The organism is Puerhibacterium puerhi, from assembly GCF_009846865.1.
GTDB classification, from domain to species: Bacteria; Actinomycetota; Actinomycetes; order Actinomycetales; family Cellulomonadaceae; genus Puerhibacterium; species Puerhibacterium puerhi.
This window is the reverse complement of record NZ_WUWN01000059.1, coordinates 1-15,747: the sequence shown is the minus strand read 5'-3', so window position 1 is coordinate 15,747 and position 15,747 is coordinate 1. Positions and strand designations below refer to the sequence as shown.

Annotated in this window: 13 protein-coding genes and 2 pseudogenes; 10 read left to right on the top strand and 5 right to left on the bottom strand. The window is 77.0% G+C overall.

Going from position 1 to position 15,747, the window contains the following annotated elements; genetic code table 11:
• The 9 genes and pseudogenes from GSF02_RS17255 to mutM form a co-directional block, all read left to right on the top strand.
• Nucleotides 1-319: pseudogene (locus GSF02_RS17255) on the top strand (hypothetical protein); the annotation flags it as partial.
• Nucleotides 316-2,568: an ATP-dependent DNA helicase RecG gene (locus GSF02_RS17250; RefSeq protein WP_159798611.1), complete on the top strand. Its 2,253-nt coding sequence runs from the start codon at nt 316-318 to the stop codon at nt 2,566-2,568. The pseudogene GSF02_RS17255 and the gene GSF02_RS17250, both read left to right, overlap by 4 nt.
• Nucleotides 2,569-2,637: 69 nt before the next feature.
• Nucleotides 2,638-3,237 carry a 16S rRNA (guanine(966)-N(2))-methyltransferase RsmD gene (gene rsmD / locus GSF02_RS17245; protein WP_159798610.1) on the top strand — a complete coding sequence of 200 codons (600 nt, stop codon included), beginning with the start codon at nt 2,638-2,640 and terminating at the stop codon, nt 3,235-3,237.
• A 22-nt stretch (nt 3,238-3,259) separates the two neighbouring features.
• Complete coding sequence (coaD, locus tag GSF02_RS17240) at nt 3,260-3,766, top strand: pantetheine-phosphate adenylyltransferase (RefSeq protein WP_159798609.1); 507 nt, start codon at nt 3,260-3,262, stop codon at nt 3,764-3,766.
• Nucleotides 3,763-4,296, top strand: coding sequence for a hypothetical protein (locus GSF02_RS17235; protein ID WP_235915660.1), 534 nt, complete (start codon nt 3,763-3,765; stop codon nt 4,294-4,296). The genes coaD and GSF02_RS17235 overlap by 4 nt, the downstream gene beginning before the upstream one ends.
• Before the next feature lie 149 nt (nt 4,297-4,445).
• Nucleotides 4,446-5,021, top strand: coding sequence for a YceD family protein (locus tag GSF02_RS17230; protein WP_159798608.1), 576 nt, complete (start codon nt 4,446-4,448; stop codon nt 5,019-5,021).
• A 2-nt stretch (nt 5,022-5,023) separates the two neighbouring features.
• Nucleotides 5,024-5,218 carry a 50S ribosomal protein L32 gene (rpmF, locus tag GSF02_RS17225; protein ID WP_069984441.1) on the top strand — a complete coding sequence of 65 codons (195 nt, stop codon included), beginning with the start codon at nt 5,024-5,026 and terminating at the stop codon, nt 5,216-5,218.
• 31 nt (nt 5,219-5,249) lie between these two features.
• A complete protein-coding gene (gene rnc / locus GSF02_RS17220; RefSeq protein ID WP_159798607.1) occupies nt 5,250-5,999 on the top strand; it encodes a ribonuclease III in 750 nt (249 codons plus the stop codon).
• Nucleotides 5,992-6,915: a bifunctional DNA-formamidopyrimidine glycosylase/DNA-(apurinic or apyrimidinic site) lyase gene (gene mutM / locus GSF02_RS17215; protein WP_159798606.1), complete on the top strand. Its 924-nt coding sequence runs from the start codon at nt 5,992-5,994 to the stop codon at nt 6,913-6,915. Before rnc ends, mutM begins: the two co-directional genes overlap by 8 nt.
• 66 nt (nt 6,916-6,981) lie before the next feature.
• On the opposite strand, the gene GSF02_RS17210 is transcribed toward mutM, so the two are convergent.
• Genes GSF02_RS17210 through GSF02_RS17190 form a run of 5 tightly spaced genes read right to left on the bottom strand, consistent with a single transcriptional unit; the run spans nt 6,982 to nt 14,171 of the window.
• Nucleotides 6,982-7,938, bottom strand: a complete 957-nt coding sequence (locus tag GSF02_RS17210; RefSeq protein ID WP_159798605.1) for a phosphoglycerate dehydrogenase — start codon at nt 7,936-7,938, stop codon at nt 6,982-6,984.
• A gap of 11 nt (nt 7,939-7,949) precedes the next feature.
• Nucleotides 7,950-9,722 carry a thiol reductant ABC exporter subunit CydC gene (gene cydC, locus GSF02_RS17205; protein WP_159798604.1) on the bottom strand — a complete coding sequence of 591 codons (1,773 nt, stop codon included), beginning with the start codon at nt 9,720-9,722 and terminating at the stop codon, nt 7,950-7,952.
• On the bottom strand, nt 9,719-11,464 hold the full coding sequence (gene cydD / locus GSF02_RS17200) for a thiol reductant ABC exporter subunit CydD (protein ID WP_159798603.1): 1,746 nt from the start codon (nt 11,462-11,464) through the stop codon (nt 9,719-9,721). The genes cydC and cydD overlap by 4 nt, the downstream gene beginning before the upstream one ends.
• Nucleotides 11,465-11,474: 10 nt before the next feature.
• Nucleotides 11,475-12,593, bottom strand: coding sequence for a cytochrome d ubiquinol oxidase subunit II (gene cydB / locus GSF02_RS17195; protein WP_159798602.1), 1,119 nt, complete (start codon nt 12,591-12,593; stop codon nt 11,475-11,477).
• A gap of 24 nt (nt 12,594-12,617) precedes the next feature.
• Nucleotides 12,618-14,171: a cytochrome ubiquinol oxidase subunit I gene (locus tag GSF02_RS17190; protein WP_159798601.1), complete on the bottom strand. Its 1,554-nt coding sequence runs from the start codon at nt 14,169-14,171 to the stop codon at nt 12,618-12,620.
• A gap of 503 nt (nt 14,172-14,674) precedes the next feature.
• Between GSF02_RS17190 and GSF02_RS17185 the strand changes: the two are divergent.
• Nucleotides 14,675-15,747 (top strand): annotated as a pseudogene (locus tag GSF02_RS17185) (hypothetical protein); the annotation flags it as partial.

Here is a 15,747-nt window from a genome sequence, read left to right as displayed (position 1 = left end):
CGACCCCGTCGCCGCGGTGCGGCGCGCCCTGGCCGGGCTGCGGGTCGCCGTCGCCGACGCGGCCACGGCCGCCGACGCGCTCGCCCGGCTGCTGGCCGCCCGCCCCGCCGCGGTGGTCACGGTGCTCACGGACGCCGGCGTCCCGCCGGGGGTCGGCGACGCGCTCCGCGCCGCGGCGCAGGCCGGGACGGGGGGCTCGCCCGGCGCGGCCCCAGAGGTCGTGGTGCTGCCCACCGGGCGGCCCGGCGACGGCGTGCAGATCGGTGCGGAGACCGGCGTCGGAGGCGGCGCCGGGGACGAGGAGGAGGCGGGCGCGTGACGGGCCGGCTGGACGAGAAGCTCACCCGGCTGCTGGGGACCCGCAGCGGGGCGGCGCTGGAGAAGATGGGCCTGGTCACGGCCGACGACCTGCTGCGCCACTACCCGCGCCGCTACGCCGAGCCGGGCCAGCTCACGGACATGGCGCAGCTCGCGCTGGGCGAGCACGTCTCCGTGCTGGCCCGCGTGGCCGAGGCCACGGTGCGGCCCATGCGCAACCGGCAGGGCGCGCTGCTGCAGGTGGTGGTGACGGACGGCCGGGGCCGCCTGTCGCTGACGTTCTTCGCCCGCCACCCCGGCGCGCTGCGCGGCCACGAGGCCAAGCTCGTGCCCGGCCGCACCGGCGTGTTCTCCGGCACCGTGAGCGCCTACCGCGGCGAGCGCCAGCTCACCCACCCCGACTACGTGCTCGTGGGCGGCGACGTCGAGGACGCCGACGCGGCCGTCGACGAGGCGAGCAAGCCGATGCCCATCTACCCCGCCACCGCGGCCGTGCCCACGTGGCGGCTGCAGCGGGCGGTGCGCACGGTGCTCGACCCGCTCACCGAGGACGACGTGCCGGACCCCGTCCCGGCCGAGGTGCGCGCGAGCGCCGGGCTGCCCACCCGGCTCGAGGCGCTGCGCGCCGTGCACGCGCCGGCCACCGCCGCCGAGTGGCGCGCCGGGCAGCACCGCCTGCGGTTCGAGGAGGCGTTCGTGCTGCAGGCCGCCCTGGCGCAGCGGCGCGCCGCCGCCGCCCAGGAGGACGCCACCGCCCGCCCGCCGCGGCCCGCCGAGGACCCGGGCCTGCTGGCGCGGTTCGACGCGTCGCTGCCGTTCACGCTCACCGCCGGCCAGCGGGCCGTCGGCGACGAGGTGGCGCGCGACCTCGCCCGCCCGCGGCCGATGCAGCGGCTGCTGCAGGGCGACGTCGGCTCGGGCAAGACGGTGGTGGCGCTGCGGGCCATGCTCCAGGTGGTCGACGCCGGCGGGCAGGCCGCCCTGCTGGCGCCCACCGAGGTGCTCGCCGCCCAGCACGCCCGCACGCTGCGGACCCTGCTCGGCCCGCTGGCCGAGGGCGGCCTGCTCGGCGGGGCCGAGGACGGCACGCGCGTCGCGCTGCTGACCGGCTCGCTGCCGGCCGCCGCCCGCAAGCAGGCGCTGCTGCAGGCGGCCAGCGGCGAGGCGGGCATCGTGGTCGGCACGCACGCGCTGCTGTCCGAGCACGTGCAGTTCGCCGACCTGGGGCTCGTCGTGGTCGACGAGCAGCACCGCTTCGGCGTCGAGCAGCGCGACGCGCTGCGGGCCAAGGGCCGCGTGGCCCCGCACCTGCTCGTCATGACGGCCACCCCGATCCCGCGCACCGTCGCCATGACGGTGTTCGGCGACCTCGAGGTCTCCTCGCTGACGGAGGTGCCCGCCCAGCGCGCCGGCATCAGCACGCACGTGGTGCCGGCCGACAACCCGCGCTGGATGGAGCGCACCTGGCAGCGGGTGCGCGAGGAGGTCGACGCGGGGCACCGCGCCTACGTCGTGTGCCCGCGCATCCACCCCGACGAGGAGCAGGGTGCCGGCCCGGCGGCGGGCAAGGTCAAGGCCGCCGAGTTCGACGACGAGGTGCCGGAGTTCCTCGACGGCGACGCCGAGGAGCGCGCGCCCCTGCGGGCGGTGCTCGAGGTGGCCGAGGAGCTGCGCGCCACCCCGGCGCTCGCCGGCCTCGAGGTCGGCGTGCTGCACGGCCAGATGCCGCCGGGGGAGAAGGACGCGGCCATGGCGGCGTTCTCCGCCGGCGCCAGCCAGGTGCTCGTCTCCACCACGGTGATCGAGGTGGGCGTCGACGTGCCCGAGGCCACGGTCATGGTGGTGTTCGACGCCGACCGGTTCGGCCTGTCCCAGCTGCACCAGCTGCGCGGGCGCGTGGGCCGTGGCTCGGCCCCGGGGCTGTGCCTGCTGGTGTCGACGGCGCAGCCGGGCACGCCCGCCGCTGCCCGCGTCGAGGCCCTCGCCGAGACCACCGACGGGTTCCGCCTGGCCCAGCTCGACCTGGAGCTGCGCAACGAGGGCGACGTGCTCGGCGCCGCGCAGTCCGGGCGCACCAGCTCGCTGCGCCTGCTGCGCGTGGTCAAGGACGCCGACCTCATCGAGCAGGCCCGCCGCGCGGCCCTGCCGCTGGTGGAGGCCGACCCGGGCCTGTCCGACCACCCGCTGCTGGCCGCCGCCATCGCCGCGCAGCTGGACCCGGAGAAGGAGGAGTTCCTCGAGCGCGCCTGACGCGCCGGCCCGCGCCCGCCGCGCCCCGCGTTTCGACAGCCCGACCGGCGCGAACCTAGGCTCGCGCGCATGACGCGGATCGTGGCCGGGACCCTCGGCGGGCGCACCCTGCGGGTGCCGGCGAAGGGAACCCGGCCCACCAGCGAGCGCGTCCGCGAGGCGATCTTCTCCCGGCTCGAGCACTACGGCGTCGTCGACGGGGGCCGGGTGCTGGACCTGTACTGCGGCTCGGGCGCCCTCGGCATCGAGGCGGCGAGCCGCGGCGCGGCGCGGGTGACGCTCGTCGACGCCCAGCGGCGGGCGGCCGAGGTCGCGCGCGCCAACGTCGCCGCGCTCGGCCTGGCCGGGACGGTGCGCGTGGTCGCCGACGACGCCGGGCGCCACGCCGCGGCCCTCGCGGCGGCCGCGGACGGCACCCCCGCGGGGCCCGACGTCCCGCTCGACCTCGTCTTCCTCGACCCGCCGTACGACCTGTCCGAGGCGGCGCTCGCGGCGGTGCTCGGCCACCTCGCCGCGCCGGGCGTGCTCGCCCCCGAGGCGGTCGTCGTCGTCGAGCGCTCCACCCGCAGCCCCGAGCCGGCCTGGCCCGCCGGCCTCGCGCCGCTGGCCCGCAAGGACTACGGCGAGACCGCGGTGCACTACGCCGAGCCAAATGCCCCGGACGCCTGACGGCGCGGCTTACCGTGACGGCGTGACCATCGCCGTGTGCCCCGGGTCGTTCGACCCCTTCACGCTCGGCCACCTCGACGTCGTGCGGCGGGCCCGCCGCCTGTTCGACGTCGTCGTGGTCGGAGTCGCCAGCAACACCAGCAAGAACGCCCTGCTCACGCCGCCGCGGCGCGTCGAGGTGGCGAGGGCGGCCCTGGCCGCCGACCCCGAGACCGCCGACGTGCGGGTCGAGCTCGTGCCGGGGCTGCTGGTGGACTTCTGCCGCGAGGTGGGGGCCGCCGCGGTGGTCAAGGGGCTGCGCGGCGGGGCGGACTACGACCACGAGGTTCCCATGGCGCTGATGAACCGGCACCTCACCGGGCTCGAGACGGTCTTCGTCACGGGCGACCCGGCCTACGCCCACGTCGCGTCGTCCCTGGTCAAGGACGTCGCACGGTTCGGCGGGGACGTCGCGGACCTGGTGCCGCCGGCCTCCGCCGAGGCCGTGGCCGCGGCGCTGACGCACGCACGAGAGCAGGAGCAGCGATGAGCCAGAACCAGACCAGGTCGGACCAGCCCGCGCAGGGCATGACGCCCACCGACGTGCTCGACGTGCTCGAGGAGCTCGCCGCGCTCATCGAGAACGCCCGGCCGCTGCTGATGTCGTCCGACGTGCGCGTGGACCGCGACCAGGCGCTCGGGCTCGTCGACGAGCTGCGCGGCGGCCTGCCCGGCGCGATCGAGCGGGCGGACGCGATGCACGCCCAGGCCGCGGCGGAGCTCGAGGAGGCGCGCCGCTCGTCGGAGGAGACCATCGTCCAGGCCCGCCAGCGGGCGATGGAGCTGGTCGAGCACGAGCAGGTCGTGGCGCAGGCCGAGGCGCGGGCCGCCGAGATCGTCGCGGAGGCCGAGCGGCAGGCCGAGCGCCTGCGCGCGGACGCCGACGACTACTGCGACCGGCGCCTGGCCGACTTCGAGCGCGACCTCCAGGGGCTCGTCGCCCAGGTGCGGGCCGGGCGGGTCAAGCTCGCCGAGCGGCTCGAGCCCGAGCCCGTGGAGCGGCTGCGCGCCGAGGGGTAGCGGGTGGGGTGGTCGGCGTCACGCCGGCCGCGCGTTGGCCGCCCCCGGCCGATGACCTAGACTTGTGCGCTGGCCCGCGTCCCGGAGGCATCCGGGACGGGCGTGCCGATCCCTCGCCGAACCCCGCCTCGACCTGCTCGGAGACCGCCATGAGCACCGAACCCCGTTCGCCGCTCGTGCTCGACACGCACGAGCTGTCGCGGCGACCCGGCACGATGGCGGAGGTCGCCCGCGTCGTGAAGGCGCCCGCCGACCTCGGCACCGCCGTGATCGGCATCCCGGAGGGCTCCGACCTCACGGTCGGGGTGCGCCTGGAGTCGGTCATGGAGGGCGTGCTGGTGACCGGCGTCGTGCGCGGCACCGCGGTGGGGGAGTGCGTGCGCTGCCTCGAGCCGCTGCGCGAGGAGCTCACCGTCCGGGTGCAGGAGCTGTTCCTCTACCCGGAGCGCGCCCGTGCCGCCGAGGACATGGGCGACGACGAGGACGAGCAGTACGTCCTCGAGGAGGATCTGGCCGACCTCGAGCCCGCGGTTCGGGATTCGGTCGTCACTGCACTACCATTTCAACCGCTGTGTCGGCCGGACTGCCCTGGCCTGTGCTCCGAGTGTGGTGCACGGCTCGCGGACGACCCTGATCACCACCATGACGTCGTCGACCCCCGCTGGTCGGCGTTGCAAGCCATGCTCGAGCAGTCGAGCGTGACCGACGAGACGAAAGAGAGCTAGCCGTGGCTGTTCCCAAGCGCAAGATGTCGCGCAGCAACACCCGTGCGCGTCGCTCGCAGTGGAAGACCACCGCGGCGACCCTCACGACGTGCCCGAACTGCAAGGGGCAGAAGCTGTCCCACGCTGCGTGCCCGACCTGCGGCACGTACAAGGGGCGTCAGTACGCCGAGGCGCTGCGCACCGAGCACGCGGGCTGACATGCCCGTGAACGGCACGGCTGCATCATCGATGCCGGCGCCGACCGCTCTTCTCGAGAAGCTCGGGGTCCACCTGGACCCCGAGCTTCTCGTCCTTGCGCTGACGCACCGGTCGTTCGCGCACGAGGCCGGCGGCATCCCCACCAACGAGCGCCTGGAGTTCCTGGGCGACACCGTGCTGGGGCTCGTGGTCACGGAGGCGCTCTACCGGCGCCACCCCGACCTGTCCGAGGGCGAGCTCGCGAAGATGCGCGCGGCGACGGTCTCGCAGCGCTCCCTGGCCGCCATCGCCCGCCGCCTCGAGCTGGGCCGCTACGTGCTGCTCGGCAAGGGCGAGGTGCGCACGCGCGGCTTCGACAAGGACTCGATCCTGTCCGACACCGTCGAGGCGCTCATCGGCGCCACGTACCTGTCGCACGGCCTGGAGACCGCCCGCGAGCTGGTGCACCGCCTGGTGGACACCACGCTCGACGCGGCCGCGGGGCTGGGCGCCGGGCTGGACTGGAAGACGTCGCTGCAGGAGGCCGCCGCCCTGCGCGGCTTCGGCGCGCCGGTCTACGAGGTGACCTTCGAGGGCCCCGAGCACGCCCGCGTCTTCCACGCGTCCGTGACGGCCGGCCCCGTGCTCGGCCTCGGGCACGGCACCGCCAAGAAGCACGCCGAGCAGGCCGCCGCCGAGCAGGCGTACCGCGCCCTGCAGGCGCTGCCCGTCGACGGGTCCGCGCCGGACGCGGCCGCGGACGGCGCGGCGGACGACGGGACCCCCCGCGCCCGTGCCTGAGCTGCCCGAGGTCGAGACCGTCCGCGACGGGCTCGCCCGCCTCGTGGTGGGCGCCCGCGTGCGCGACGTCGAGGTCTTCCGCGACTACAGCGTGCGCAGGCACGACGGGGGAGCGGCGGCGTTCGCCGACCAGCTGCGCGGCCGGCGCCTGGCGGCGGCCGCCCGGCGGGGCAAGTTCCTCTGGCTCCCGGTGGAGCAGGACGCGGCGCTCCTGGCGCACCTGGGCATGTCCGGCCAGCTGCTGGTCCGTGACGGCGACGACCCGTGGACGCACCCGCACCTGCGGGTGCGGATGCACCTGGCGGACGCGCCGTCGGGCGCGACGGCGCTGGACTTCGTCGACCAGCGCACGTTCGGCCACCTCGCGGTCGTCGACCTGGTGCCCACGCCCGACGGCGCCCCGGGCGGCCTCGGCACCGACGCGCCCGCCGTCCCCGAGCCGGTGGCGCACATCGCGCGCGACCTGCTCGACCCCGTCGTCGCGGCGGGCACCCCGGGGCGCGAGGCGGTCGTGGCGGCGATCCGCCGCCGGCGCACCGGCATCAAGCGCGCGCTGCTGGACCAGACGGTGGTGTCCGGCATCGGCAACATCTACGCCGACGAGGCGCTGTGGCGCGCGCGGCTGCACTTCGCGCGGGCCACCGACACGATGCGCGCGGCGGACGTGCGCCGCGCGCTCGACGCCGCCGAGGAGGTCATGCGCGAGGCGCTGGTCCAGGGCGGCACGAGCTTCGACTCGCTGTACGTCAACGTCAACGGCGCGTCGGGCTACTTCTCCCGGTCGCTGGCCGTCTACGGCCGCGAGGGCGAGCCGTGCCCGCGGTGCGGCACGCCCGTGCGCCGCGACGCGTTCATGAACCGCTCGGCGTTCACCTGCCCGGTGTGCCAGCGCCGCCCGCGCCAGGGCCGGTGGTGACAGGCCGGTGACGCGGGCGGCGCTGCCGGGACGGCCGGTCAGCGCTGGGTGATCAGCGCTCGGTGATCAGCGCTCGACGACGTTGCGCAGCGCCTGCGCGCCGCCGGACTTCCAGGCCCGCACCTGCTCGGTGAGGAACCGCTGCGCCTGCTGCGGCCGCCCGCCCGCGACGTGCGGCGTGATGATCACGTTCGGCGCGTCCCACAGCGGGGACTCCGCCGGCAGCGGCTCGGTCTCGGTGACGTCGAGCGCCGCCCCGGCGAGCCGGCCGGACGCCAGGGCGTCGACGAGGGCCGCCTCGTCGACGGTCGCGCCCCGGCCCACGTTGACGAACCGCGCGTGCGCCGGCAGCAGCGCCAGCCGGTCGGCGTCGAGGGCGTGCTTGGTCTCGGCCGTGGCCGGCAGCACCGACACCAGCACGTCGGTGCGCGGCAGCAGCTCGGCCAGGCCGGCCTCGTCGACCACGGGGAAGCCGGCGCGCTCGCCCGCGGTGCCCGCCACGCCCGTGACGCGCGCGCCGAGCGCCGCCAGCAGCGGGGCGAGGCGCTGGGCGATGGAGCCGAAGCCCCAGATCGTCACCCGCGCGCCGTCGAGCGTGAAGGTGCGGCCCGCCTCCGCCGAGGCCTGCTCCTTGCCGAGCGCGCGCTCCCAGACGTGGTCGCGCTGGGCGGTCAGCGACCGGTCGATGCGGCGCACGGTGGCCAGCGTCAGCGCCAGGGCGTGCTCGGCCACCGTCGAGTCGTGCAGACCGCGTCCGGACGAGATCACGACGTCGGGGGAGAAGCCGGCGGCCAGCGCGGCGTCCGGGCCGGCCGAGAGCGTCTGCACCCAGCGCAGGCCGGTCAGCCGCCGGGCGGCGTCCTCCAGCAGGTGCTGTGGCGTGGACCAGGTGACGATCGCCTCGGCGTCGAGGTGCTCCTCGGGGATCGGCTCGCGCATGACATAGGGCACCGCGACGTCCGCCGGGTCGTCGAGGTCGGGGACGATGTCGAACGGGACGTTGGCGGGCACGAGGATCTTCACGCGTCGTGACGTTACCGTGCCGCCTCCTGCGCCGCGGCCCAGGCGTAGGCCGGCACGTCGCGCAGCAGGTCGGCGTGCCGGCCGCGCGCGACGACGGTCGCGGGGGCGGTCGGCGCGCCGGTCGCCGCGTCGCCGGCGGCGCCGGGCGCCGCCTCGGACTGCCCGAGCAGCAGGACCTCGTCCGCGCCCGCCGCGGCGGCCAGCCGGTGGGTCGCGACGACGACGGCACCGCCGGTGGCGCGCGCGTGCCGGGCGAGGGCGTCGACGAGCGCGTCGGCGGTGGCGGCGTCGAGGTGCTCGGCGGGCTCGTCGACGAGCAGCACGCGGGCGCGTGCGAGCAGGCCGCGGGCGACCAGCAGGCGGCGGCGCTCGCCGCCCGAGACCGTCGTCGCGTCGGCCCCCAGCAGCGTGTCGAGCCCGTCGGGCAGCGCGGCGAGCCACGCGCCGAGGCCGGCGGCGTCGAGGGCGGCGCGCGCCTCGGCGCGCGTGACGTCCCCGCGCGCGACGCGCAGGTTCTCCAGCACCGTGGTGTCGAACAGGTGCGCGTCCTCGGCCAGGAACAGCGGGGCGTCGGCCCCCACGGTCCCGCCCGCGGCGGGCAGCAGGCCGGCGGCGGTCATCAGCAGGGTGGTCTTGCCGACGCCGGACGGCCCGACCAGCGCGACGACGCCGCCGGGGCGCAGCGTGAGGTCGACGCCGGCGACGGCGACGCGGGTCGTGCCCGGCGCGTCCTCGCCCGGGCCCGGCCAGCCCGCGGCGACGCCGTCGAGGTCGAGCAGCACGCCGGGTTCCGGGGCGGCCGGGGCGGGTGCGGCGCCGGCCGCGTCGTCGGGCAGCAGGGCCGCGAGGCGGCGCGCGGCCTCGCGCGAGCGGCGCAGCTGGATTGCCGCGGCGGGCAGGGCGGTCGACGCCTCGAACGCCGCGAGCGGGGTCAGCACGACGACGGCGAGCTCGGTGGGCGCGAGCGTGCCGGCGGCGACGGCGGGGACGCCGAGGGCGAGCGCGGCCACGACGGCCAGGGTCTGCGCGGCGACGCCGATCGCGGCGGCCGCGCCCGCGGTGCGCGCTCCCTGGTTGCCGGCCTCGGTGAGCCGGGCGTCGGCGTCACGCAGGGCTGCGAGCTCGGCGTCGAGGCGGCCGGCCACGCGCAGCTGGGCGCCCTCCTCGAGGATGCCCAGCGCCCGGGTGGTGACGTCGGCGCGCGCCTGCGCGCCGAGCACCTCGGTGGCGCGCGAGGCGCGGGCCGCGAGCCACGGCGCAAGAATCCCGGCCAGCAGCAGGCAGGCCAGCAGCGCCGCGCCGGCGGCGGGCAGGAAGACCCCGACGAGCACCACGGACCCCAGGCTCACGAGCAGCGCCACCCCGGCGGGCACGAGGCTGCGGACCACCACGTCACCCACGGCGTCGACGTCCGCGCCGACGCGCGCCAGCAGGTCGCCGCGGCGCAGCGCCACGACGCCGCCGCCACCGCGGGCCATCGCCTCGTACAGGCGCGCGCGCAGCGCCGCCATGCCGCGCAGGGCGACGTCGTGCGACGCGAGGCGCTCGAGGTAGCGGAAGACGCCGCGCCCGATGCCGAACGCCCGCACGCTCACCGTGGCGAGCGACAGGGTCAGCACGGGCGGCATCTGCGAGGCGCGGGCGATGAGCCAGGCGGCGACGGCGGACAGGCCGACGGCGCAGCCCAGCGCCACCGTGCCGAGCAGCACGGCGCGCACCACGCGCCTGCGCTCGACCTCGAGCAGGGGCGCCAGCCGGCGCAGGGGGTCGGGAACCGGGGTCACGCGGGGACCTCCTCGAGCGTGCGGGCCGCGACGTCGACCACCTGGTCGGCGAGGGCCAGGAGCGACGCGCGGTGGGCGACGACGACGACCGTGCGCCCCGCGTCGCGCCACGCCCGCACGGCGTCGAGCACGACGCGCTCGCCCGCGGCGTCGAGGTGGGCGGTGGGCTCGTCGAGCACGACGAGGTGGCGCCGCGCGGCGTCCGCGGTGCCGGGCGCCGACGGCGCGAGGAGCGCGGCGGTGAGGGCGACGCGCTGACGCTGGCCGACGGACAGCCCGACGCCGCCCACGCCGACGGGCGTGGCCCAGCCGGCCGGGAGCGCGGCGACGACGGCGTCCAGGCCGGTGGCCGCGGCGGCGGCGGTGAGCGCGGCGTCGTCCACCGCCCCGTCGGCGGTCTCCGTCACGGCGTCGCGCAGCGTGCCGGGCGGCAGCGCCGGCCGCTGCGGCACCCAGGAGACCTGCGCCCACCAGGTGGCGGGGTCGACGTCGGCGAGGTCGACGACCCCGTCCGACGTCTCGACGAGCACGCGCCCGGCGTCCGGGCGCAGCAGGCCGAGCAGCACGAGCGCCGTGGTGGACTTCCCGGCGCCGCTGGGGCCGCGCAGCGCGACGACCCGGCCGCCGCCGGGCCGGCCGGTGCCCAGCTCCACCCGCGCGTGCAGGCCGGCGGGCGCGGCCACGGCGCGGTCCCCGGCGCGCACGGTGACGCCGTCGAGCACGAGGGTGGCGCCGGCGAGCGCCGGGGCCGCGGTCCGCCCCCGGTCCGGGGCGGCGTCGGGGAGCGGCTCGGCGAGGACGTCGAAGGCGCGCTCGGCGGCGGCCAGCCCGTCGGTCGAGGCGTGGAACTGCGCGCCGACCTGCCGCAGCGGCAGGTAGACCTCGGGGGCGAGCATGATCACCGCCAGGCCGGCCTGGAGGGTCATGCCGCCCTCGACCAGCCGCAGGCCGACGCCGACGGCGACGATCGCCACCGACAGGGTGGTGAGCAGCTCGAGCACCATGCCCGACAGGAACGCCACCCGCAGCGTGCCCATCGTGGCGCGGCGGGAGGCGTCGCCGAGCGCCCGCACGCGCGCGCCCGGGCCGGTCTCCCGGCCGAAGGCCCGGAGCGTGGGCAGCCCGGCGAGCAGGTCGAGCACCTGGGCCCCGAGCCGCTGCACCGCCGCGAGGCGGCGCTCGGACGTGCCCTGGGTCATGACGCCGACGAGCCACATGAACAGCGGCACGAGCGGCAGCGTGAGCAGGCAGACCAGGAACGACACCCAGTCCAGGCCGAGGAGCACCAGCAGCGCGGCGGGCGTGACGAGGGCGGTGAGCAGCAGGGACGGCAGGTAGCGCACCAGGTACGGCTCGAGCGCGTCGAGGCCGCGGGTCACCAGCGTGGCGACCTCCGTGCGGCGGGCCCCGGTGGCCCACCGCGGCCCGAGGGCGACGGCGTGCGCGAGGACCTGCTCGCGCAGCTCGGCCACCGTGCGGGCGGCGGCGCGCTGCGCCGCCCGCTCCTGCGCCCACGCGACGGCGGCGCGGCCCGCCGCGACGGCCACGAGCGCGCCGAGCAGCCTGGCCGCGTCGTCGGCGTCGACGGACCGCTCGGCGACCGCCCGGGCGAGCAGGGTCGCCACGGCGAGCGCCTGGACCACCACCAGCACGGCGGACGCGAGACCGAGCACCGCCGTGAGGACGACGTACCGGCGCGCGGCGCGCGCCCGGCGCAGGAGGCGGGGGTCGAGGGGCTTCATCGGCGCGCCGTCACCGGGAGCCCGTGCCGGAGCCCGTGCCGCCCAGGTCGGCCGCGCCGACCGCGGGCCCGTGGTCGTGCCCGAACGCGGCGTCCTTGATCCGGCGCCAGGACAGGCCGGCCGGCGCGGGGATGTGCCTGGTGCTCAGCCGGCGGCGGAACACCCAGTACGTCCATCCCTGGTAGAGCAGCACGAGCGGGGTGAGGAACAGCGCGACCCACGTCATGATCGTCAGCGTGTACGGCGTCGAGGAGGCCTCGGCGACCGACAGGGACTCGCCGCCGGGCAGGCCGGGCATGACGTCGGGGTACATCGAGCCGAAGATCAGCACCGCGGCCGCCACGACGGCGGTGGCCGAGAGCGTGAACGCCCAGCCCTCGCGGCCCCTCGCGTTGGCGACGACGACGCCGAGCAGGGCTGCGGCGGCCACGGCGACCGCCGCCCACGTCCAGGTGACCGAGTAGGCGAGCTGCGCCCACACGGCCCACGTCCCGGCGACCACGACCGCGGCGACGGACAGCACGCCGGCGGCGCGGCGGGCGCGGTGGCGGATCGCGCCGTCGGTCTTGAGGGCCACGAACACCGACCCGTGCAGGGCGAACAGCACGAGCGTCGTCAGGCCTCCGAGCAGGGCGAAGGGGTTGAGCAGCGCCCAGAAGCCGCCCACGTACTGGTGGTCGGCGTCGAGCAGCACGCCGCGCACGAGGTTGCCGAACGCGACGCCCCACAGCGCTGCCGGGACCCACGAGCCCACCTGGATCGCCACGTCGCAGCGGCGCCCCCAGGCGGGGTCGGCGATCTTGCCGCGGTACTCGAAGGCGACGCCGCGCACGATGAGCGCCACGAGGATGAGCAGCAGCGGCAGGTAGAAGCCGGAGAACATCGTGGCGTACCACTCGGGGAACGCCGCGAACGTGGCGCCACCGGCCGTGATGAGCCACACCTCGTTGCCGTCCCAGACGGGGCCGATGGTGTTGACCAGCAGGCGACGCTCGGTCTCGCGCTCGGCGCGCGAGCCGCGGGGCAGCACCGACATCAGCATCCCGACGCCGAAGTCGAAGCCCTCGAGCACGAGGTAGCCCGTCCACAGCAGGGCGATGAGGACGAACCAGAGCAGTTGCAGGTCCATGGCAGTCTCCGTCGGCTCGGGCCGTCAGTAGGCGAAGGACAGGGGGCGGTCGGCCTCGGCGTCGCCGTCGGCGCCCGGTCCGCCCGGCCCGGGCTCGTCGTCGCGGGCGGCGGCCCGTGCCTCGGGCGACTCGTCGCGCACGGTGCCGGGCACGCCCTCGACGGCGTAGCGGTGCATGAGGCGGAACCAGACGACGGCCAGCGCGCCGTACAGGAGGGTGAAGACGACCATCGAGGTGAGCACGACGCCGGGGGAGACGGCGGTGGAGACGCCGCGCTCGGTCAGCAGGCGGATCTGGTCGATCCCGGTGGGGTTGGGCGCCACGACCCAGGGCTGGCGGCCCACCTCGGTGAAGATCCAGCCGAACGACGAGGCGAGGAACGGCATCGGGATGGCGACGATGCCCAGGCGTGCCAGCCATCGCTTGTCGGTCACCCGGCCCTTGCGGGTGTACCACCAGGCGGCGACGGCGAGCGCGGCGGAGAAGACCGCCAGGCCGATCATGAGGCGGAAGGACCAGTAGGCGATCGCGAGCGGCGGCGTGTACTCCACCGGGTCGCCCGAGGCCGTGGTGTCGCCGTAGCGCTCGGCGTACTCGCGCTGCACGTCCTCGGTCCCGGGCAGGTACGACTCCTCGCCGGAGAAGTGGCCGGTGCCCAGGTAGCTGGCCAGCCCCGGGACGGTGAGGACGTGCTGGACGTCCTCGCACGAGTCCGGGTCGGACAGGTCTCCGATGGTGAGGATCGAGAACGCCGCGCCCTCCTCGCCCTCGCACAGGGCTTCGGCCGCGGACATCTTGCCGGGCTGCTGCTGGTACATCAGCTTGCCCTGCAGGTCGCCGCTGACGGCGACACCGGCGCCGGAGACCAGCATGACGACGACGCCGAGCGTGACCGCCGGGCGGTAGGTGTCGCGCGCGAGCTCGACCAGCTCGGGCCGGCGGGTGCGCACGAGGCGGACCATCCACCACAGGGCGACGGCGCACACGAACGTGCCGCCCACGAGGAACGCCGCGGAGATCGTGTGCGGGAACGCCGCCCACAGGGTGCTGTTCGTCAGCACCGCGCCGATCGACTCCATCTCCGCGCGGCCGGTCTCCGGGTTGAACCGGGCGCCGACGGGGTGCTGCATCCACGAGTTGGCCGCGAGGATGAAGAACGCCGACAGGTTCGTGGCGAGGGCGAACAACCAGATCGCCGCGAGGTGCACCTTCTTGCTGACGCGGTCCCAGCCGAAGATCCAGATCCCGATGAACACGGACTCGACGAAGAACGCGGCGAGGGCCTCCATCGCCAGCGGCGCGCCGAACACGTCGCCCACGAACCGCGAGTACTCGCTCCAGTTCATCCCGAACTGGAACTCCTGGACGATGCCCGTGACCACGCCGAGGGCGAAGTTGATGAGCAGCAGCTTGCCGAAGAACTTCGTCAGGCGCAGCCACCGGTCCTTCTTGGTGATCACCCAGGCCGTCTGCATGCCGGCGACGAGGGGCGCCAGGCCGATCGTCAGCGGGACGAAGATGAAGTGGTACACGGTGGTGATGGCGAACTGCCACCGGGCGAGCGCGAGCGAGTCCACGGGCGTCTCCTCAGGTGCGTGCGGGCGCTCCCGACGGGCCGCGACACCCCGGCCGGAGCGGGGCGGAGCGGCTCGTCGAGCGCACCACCAGCGTGCTCGTGAAGACTTTCACAAGTCAACGCGGAGGGCGTGTGACATCCATCTCGTGAAGACTTTCACAAGGCGTCGCCGCCGGCGTGCTGCCGGGATCGGGCCCGCCCGCGCCACGCCGGGCGGACCGCCGGACGCGCGGGGCCCGGATGGTGCGATACTGGAGGGCAAGCCGCCGGGGCCCACACCCCTCGGGCGGCCACGAGCCCGCAGCTCCCGCGTCCGCACGCGGTGCCGCGGTCGGGGTGCTTGAAGGGAGCCTCGGACCGCACGGCGTCCGCGAAGACCGCAGGGGCGGCCGGCCGCGACCGAGACTTCCGTCCGGCGCCAGCGCTCAGCAGCGCGGTCCGGACGACGACCGCCCGGCGGTCCGCAGGTGTGGGGCGGGCTGCAGGGCAGCAGGAGCACGCCTCGTGACCTCTGACAGCACGACCGGCACCCCGAACGACTCCGCGGGCGCACCGCGCCGCAGCCGCCGCCGCGTGGTCCGCCCCGCCGGCGGCCCGGCCGCCGAGCCGGGGCCCGCGGCCCCCGAGGACCTCGGCATCACCCTCCCGAGCCGCGAGCCCGCCCCGGCGCAGCCGGCGGCCGAGGCGCCCGCGGCGCCCGCCCGCCGCAGCCGCCGGGTGACGCGCCCGGCGTCCACCCCCGAGCCCGACGCGGGGCTGTCGCTCGACGACATCGTCCTGCCCGAGCGTCCGACGCCGCCGGCGCCCGAGCCGACGACGAAGGTCACCGCGGGACGCTCGACCGGGCGTGGCGCCCGCCGCGCCGTCCGCTCGCTCGACGACATCGTGCTGCCGTCCGCGGACGCGGCCGAGCCCGCCACCGCGCAGCCGGCCCCCGCGCCGGCCGCCGCCGAGCCGGCGCCCGCTGCGGAGGCGGCCGCCGAGCCGGTGCCCGCCGACGAGCCGACGACCGAGGCGGCTGCCGAGGCCGCGCCGAAGAAGGCCACCCGCTCGCGCCGCCGCAAGGTCGACGTCGCCGTCGAGGTCGCCGCCGAGGCCGCCGCCGCGGGCCAGCCGGCCGTCGAGGAGCCCGCCCCGGCGACCGAGGCGCCCACCGAGGCGCCCGTCGAGGAGGCCGCCGAGCCGGCCCCGAAGAAGCGCGCCACCCGGTCCCGCCGTCGCAAGGCCGAGGAGCCCACCCCCGAGCAGGCCGTCGAGGCCGCCGAGCAGGCCGAGGCCGCCACGACGAAGGACGCCCCCGCCGTCCTGGAGCAGCAGGAGAACCCGTCGTCGCCGGCCGCCACGGCCCCCGGCTCGGCCACGCCGCGCCTGGCCACCACCGCGCTGCTCTTCCAGGCCCCGGACCTCTCCGCCGCCCGGCGCCCCCGCCGCGCCCAGGCCCCCGCGGGCCCGCCGCGCTTCCACGACGTCGAGCAGGCGACGACGGGCGCCCCGGAGGCCCCTGCCGCCGAGCCCGGGGCCACCGACGTCGCCGCGGGGCCGGCCGCCGAGGCCGCCCCGGCCCCCGCGCGGCGCTC

Bases quoted from the DNA above. Each gene is read 5' to 3' on its own strand.
- rnc (WP_159798607.1), top strand. From the start codon at position 5,250: ATGCCGGCGCCGACCGCTCTTCTCGAGAAGCTCGGGGTCCACCTGGAC.
- GSF02_RS17230 (WP_159798608.1), top strand. From the start codon at position 4,446: ATGAGCACCGAACCCCGTTCGCCGCTCGTGCTCGACACGCACGAGCTG.
- cydD (WP_159798603.1), bottom strand. From the start codon at position 11,464: ATGAAGCCCCTCGACCCCCGCCTCCTGCGCCGGGCGCGCGCCGCGCGC.
- rsmD (WP_159798610.1), top strand. From the start codon at position 2,638: ATGACGCGGATCGTGGCCGGGACCCTCGGCGGGCGCACCCTGCGGGTG.
- GSF02_RS17235 (WP_235915660.1), top strand. From the start codon at position 3,763: ATGAGCCAGAACCAGACCAGGTCGGACCAGCCCGCGCAGGGCATGACG.
- cydB (WP_159798602.1), bottom strand. From the start codon at position 12,593: ATGGACCTGCAACTGCTCTGGTTCGTCCTCATCGCCCTGCTGTGGACG.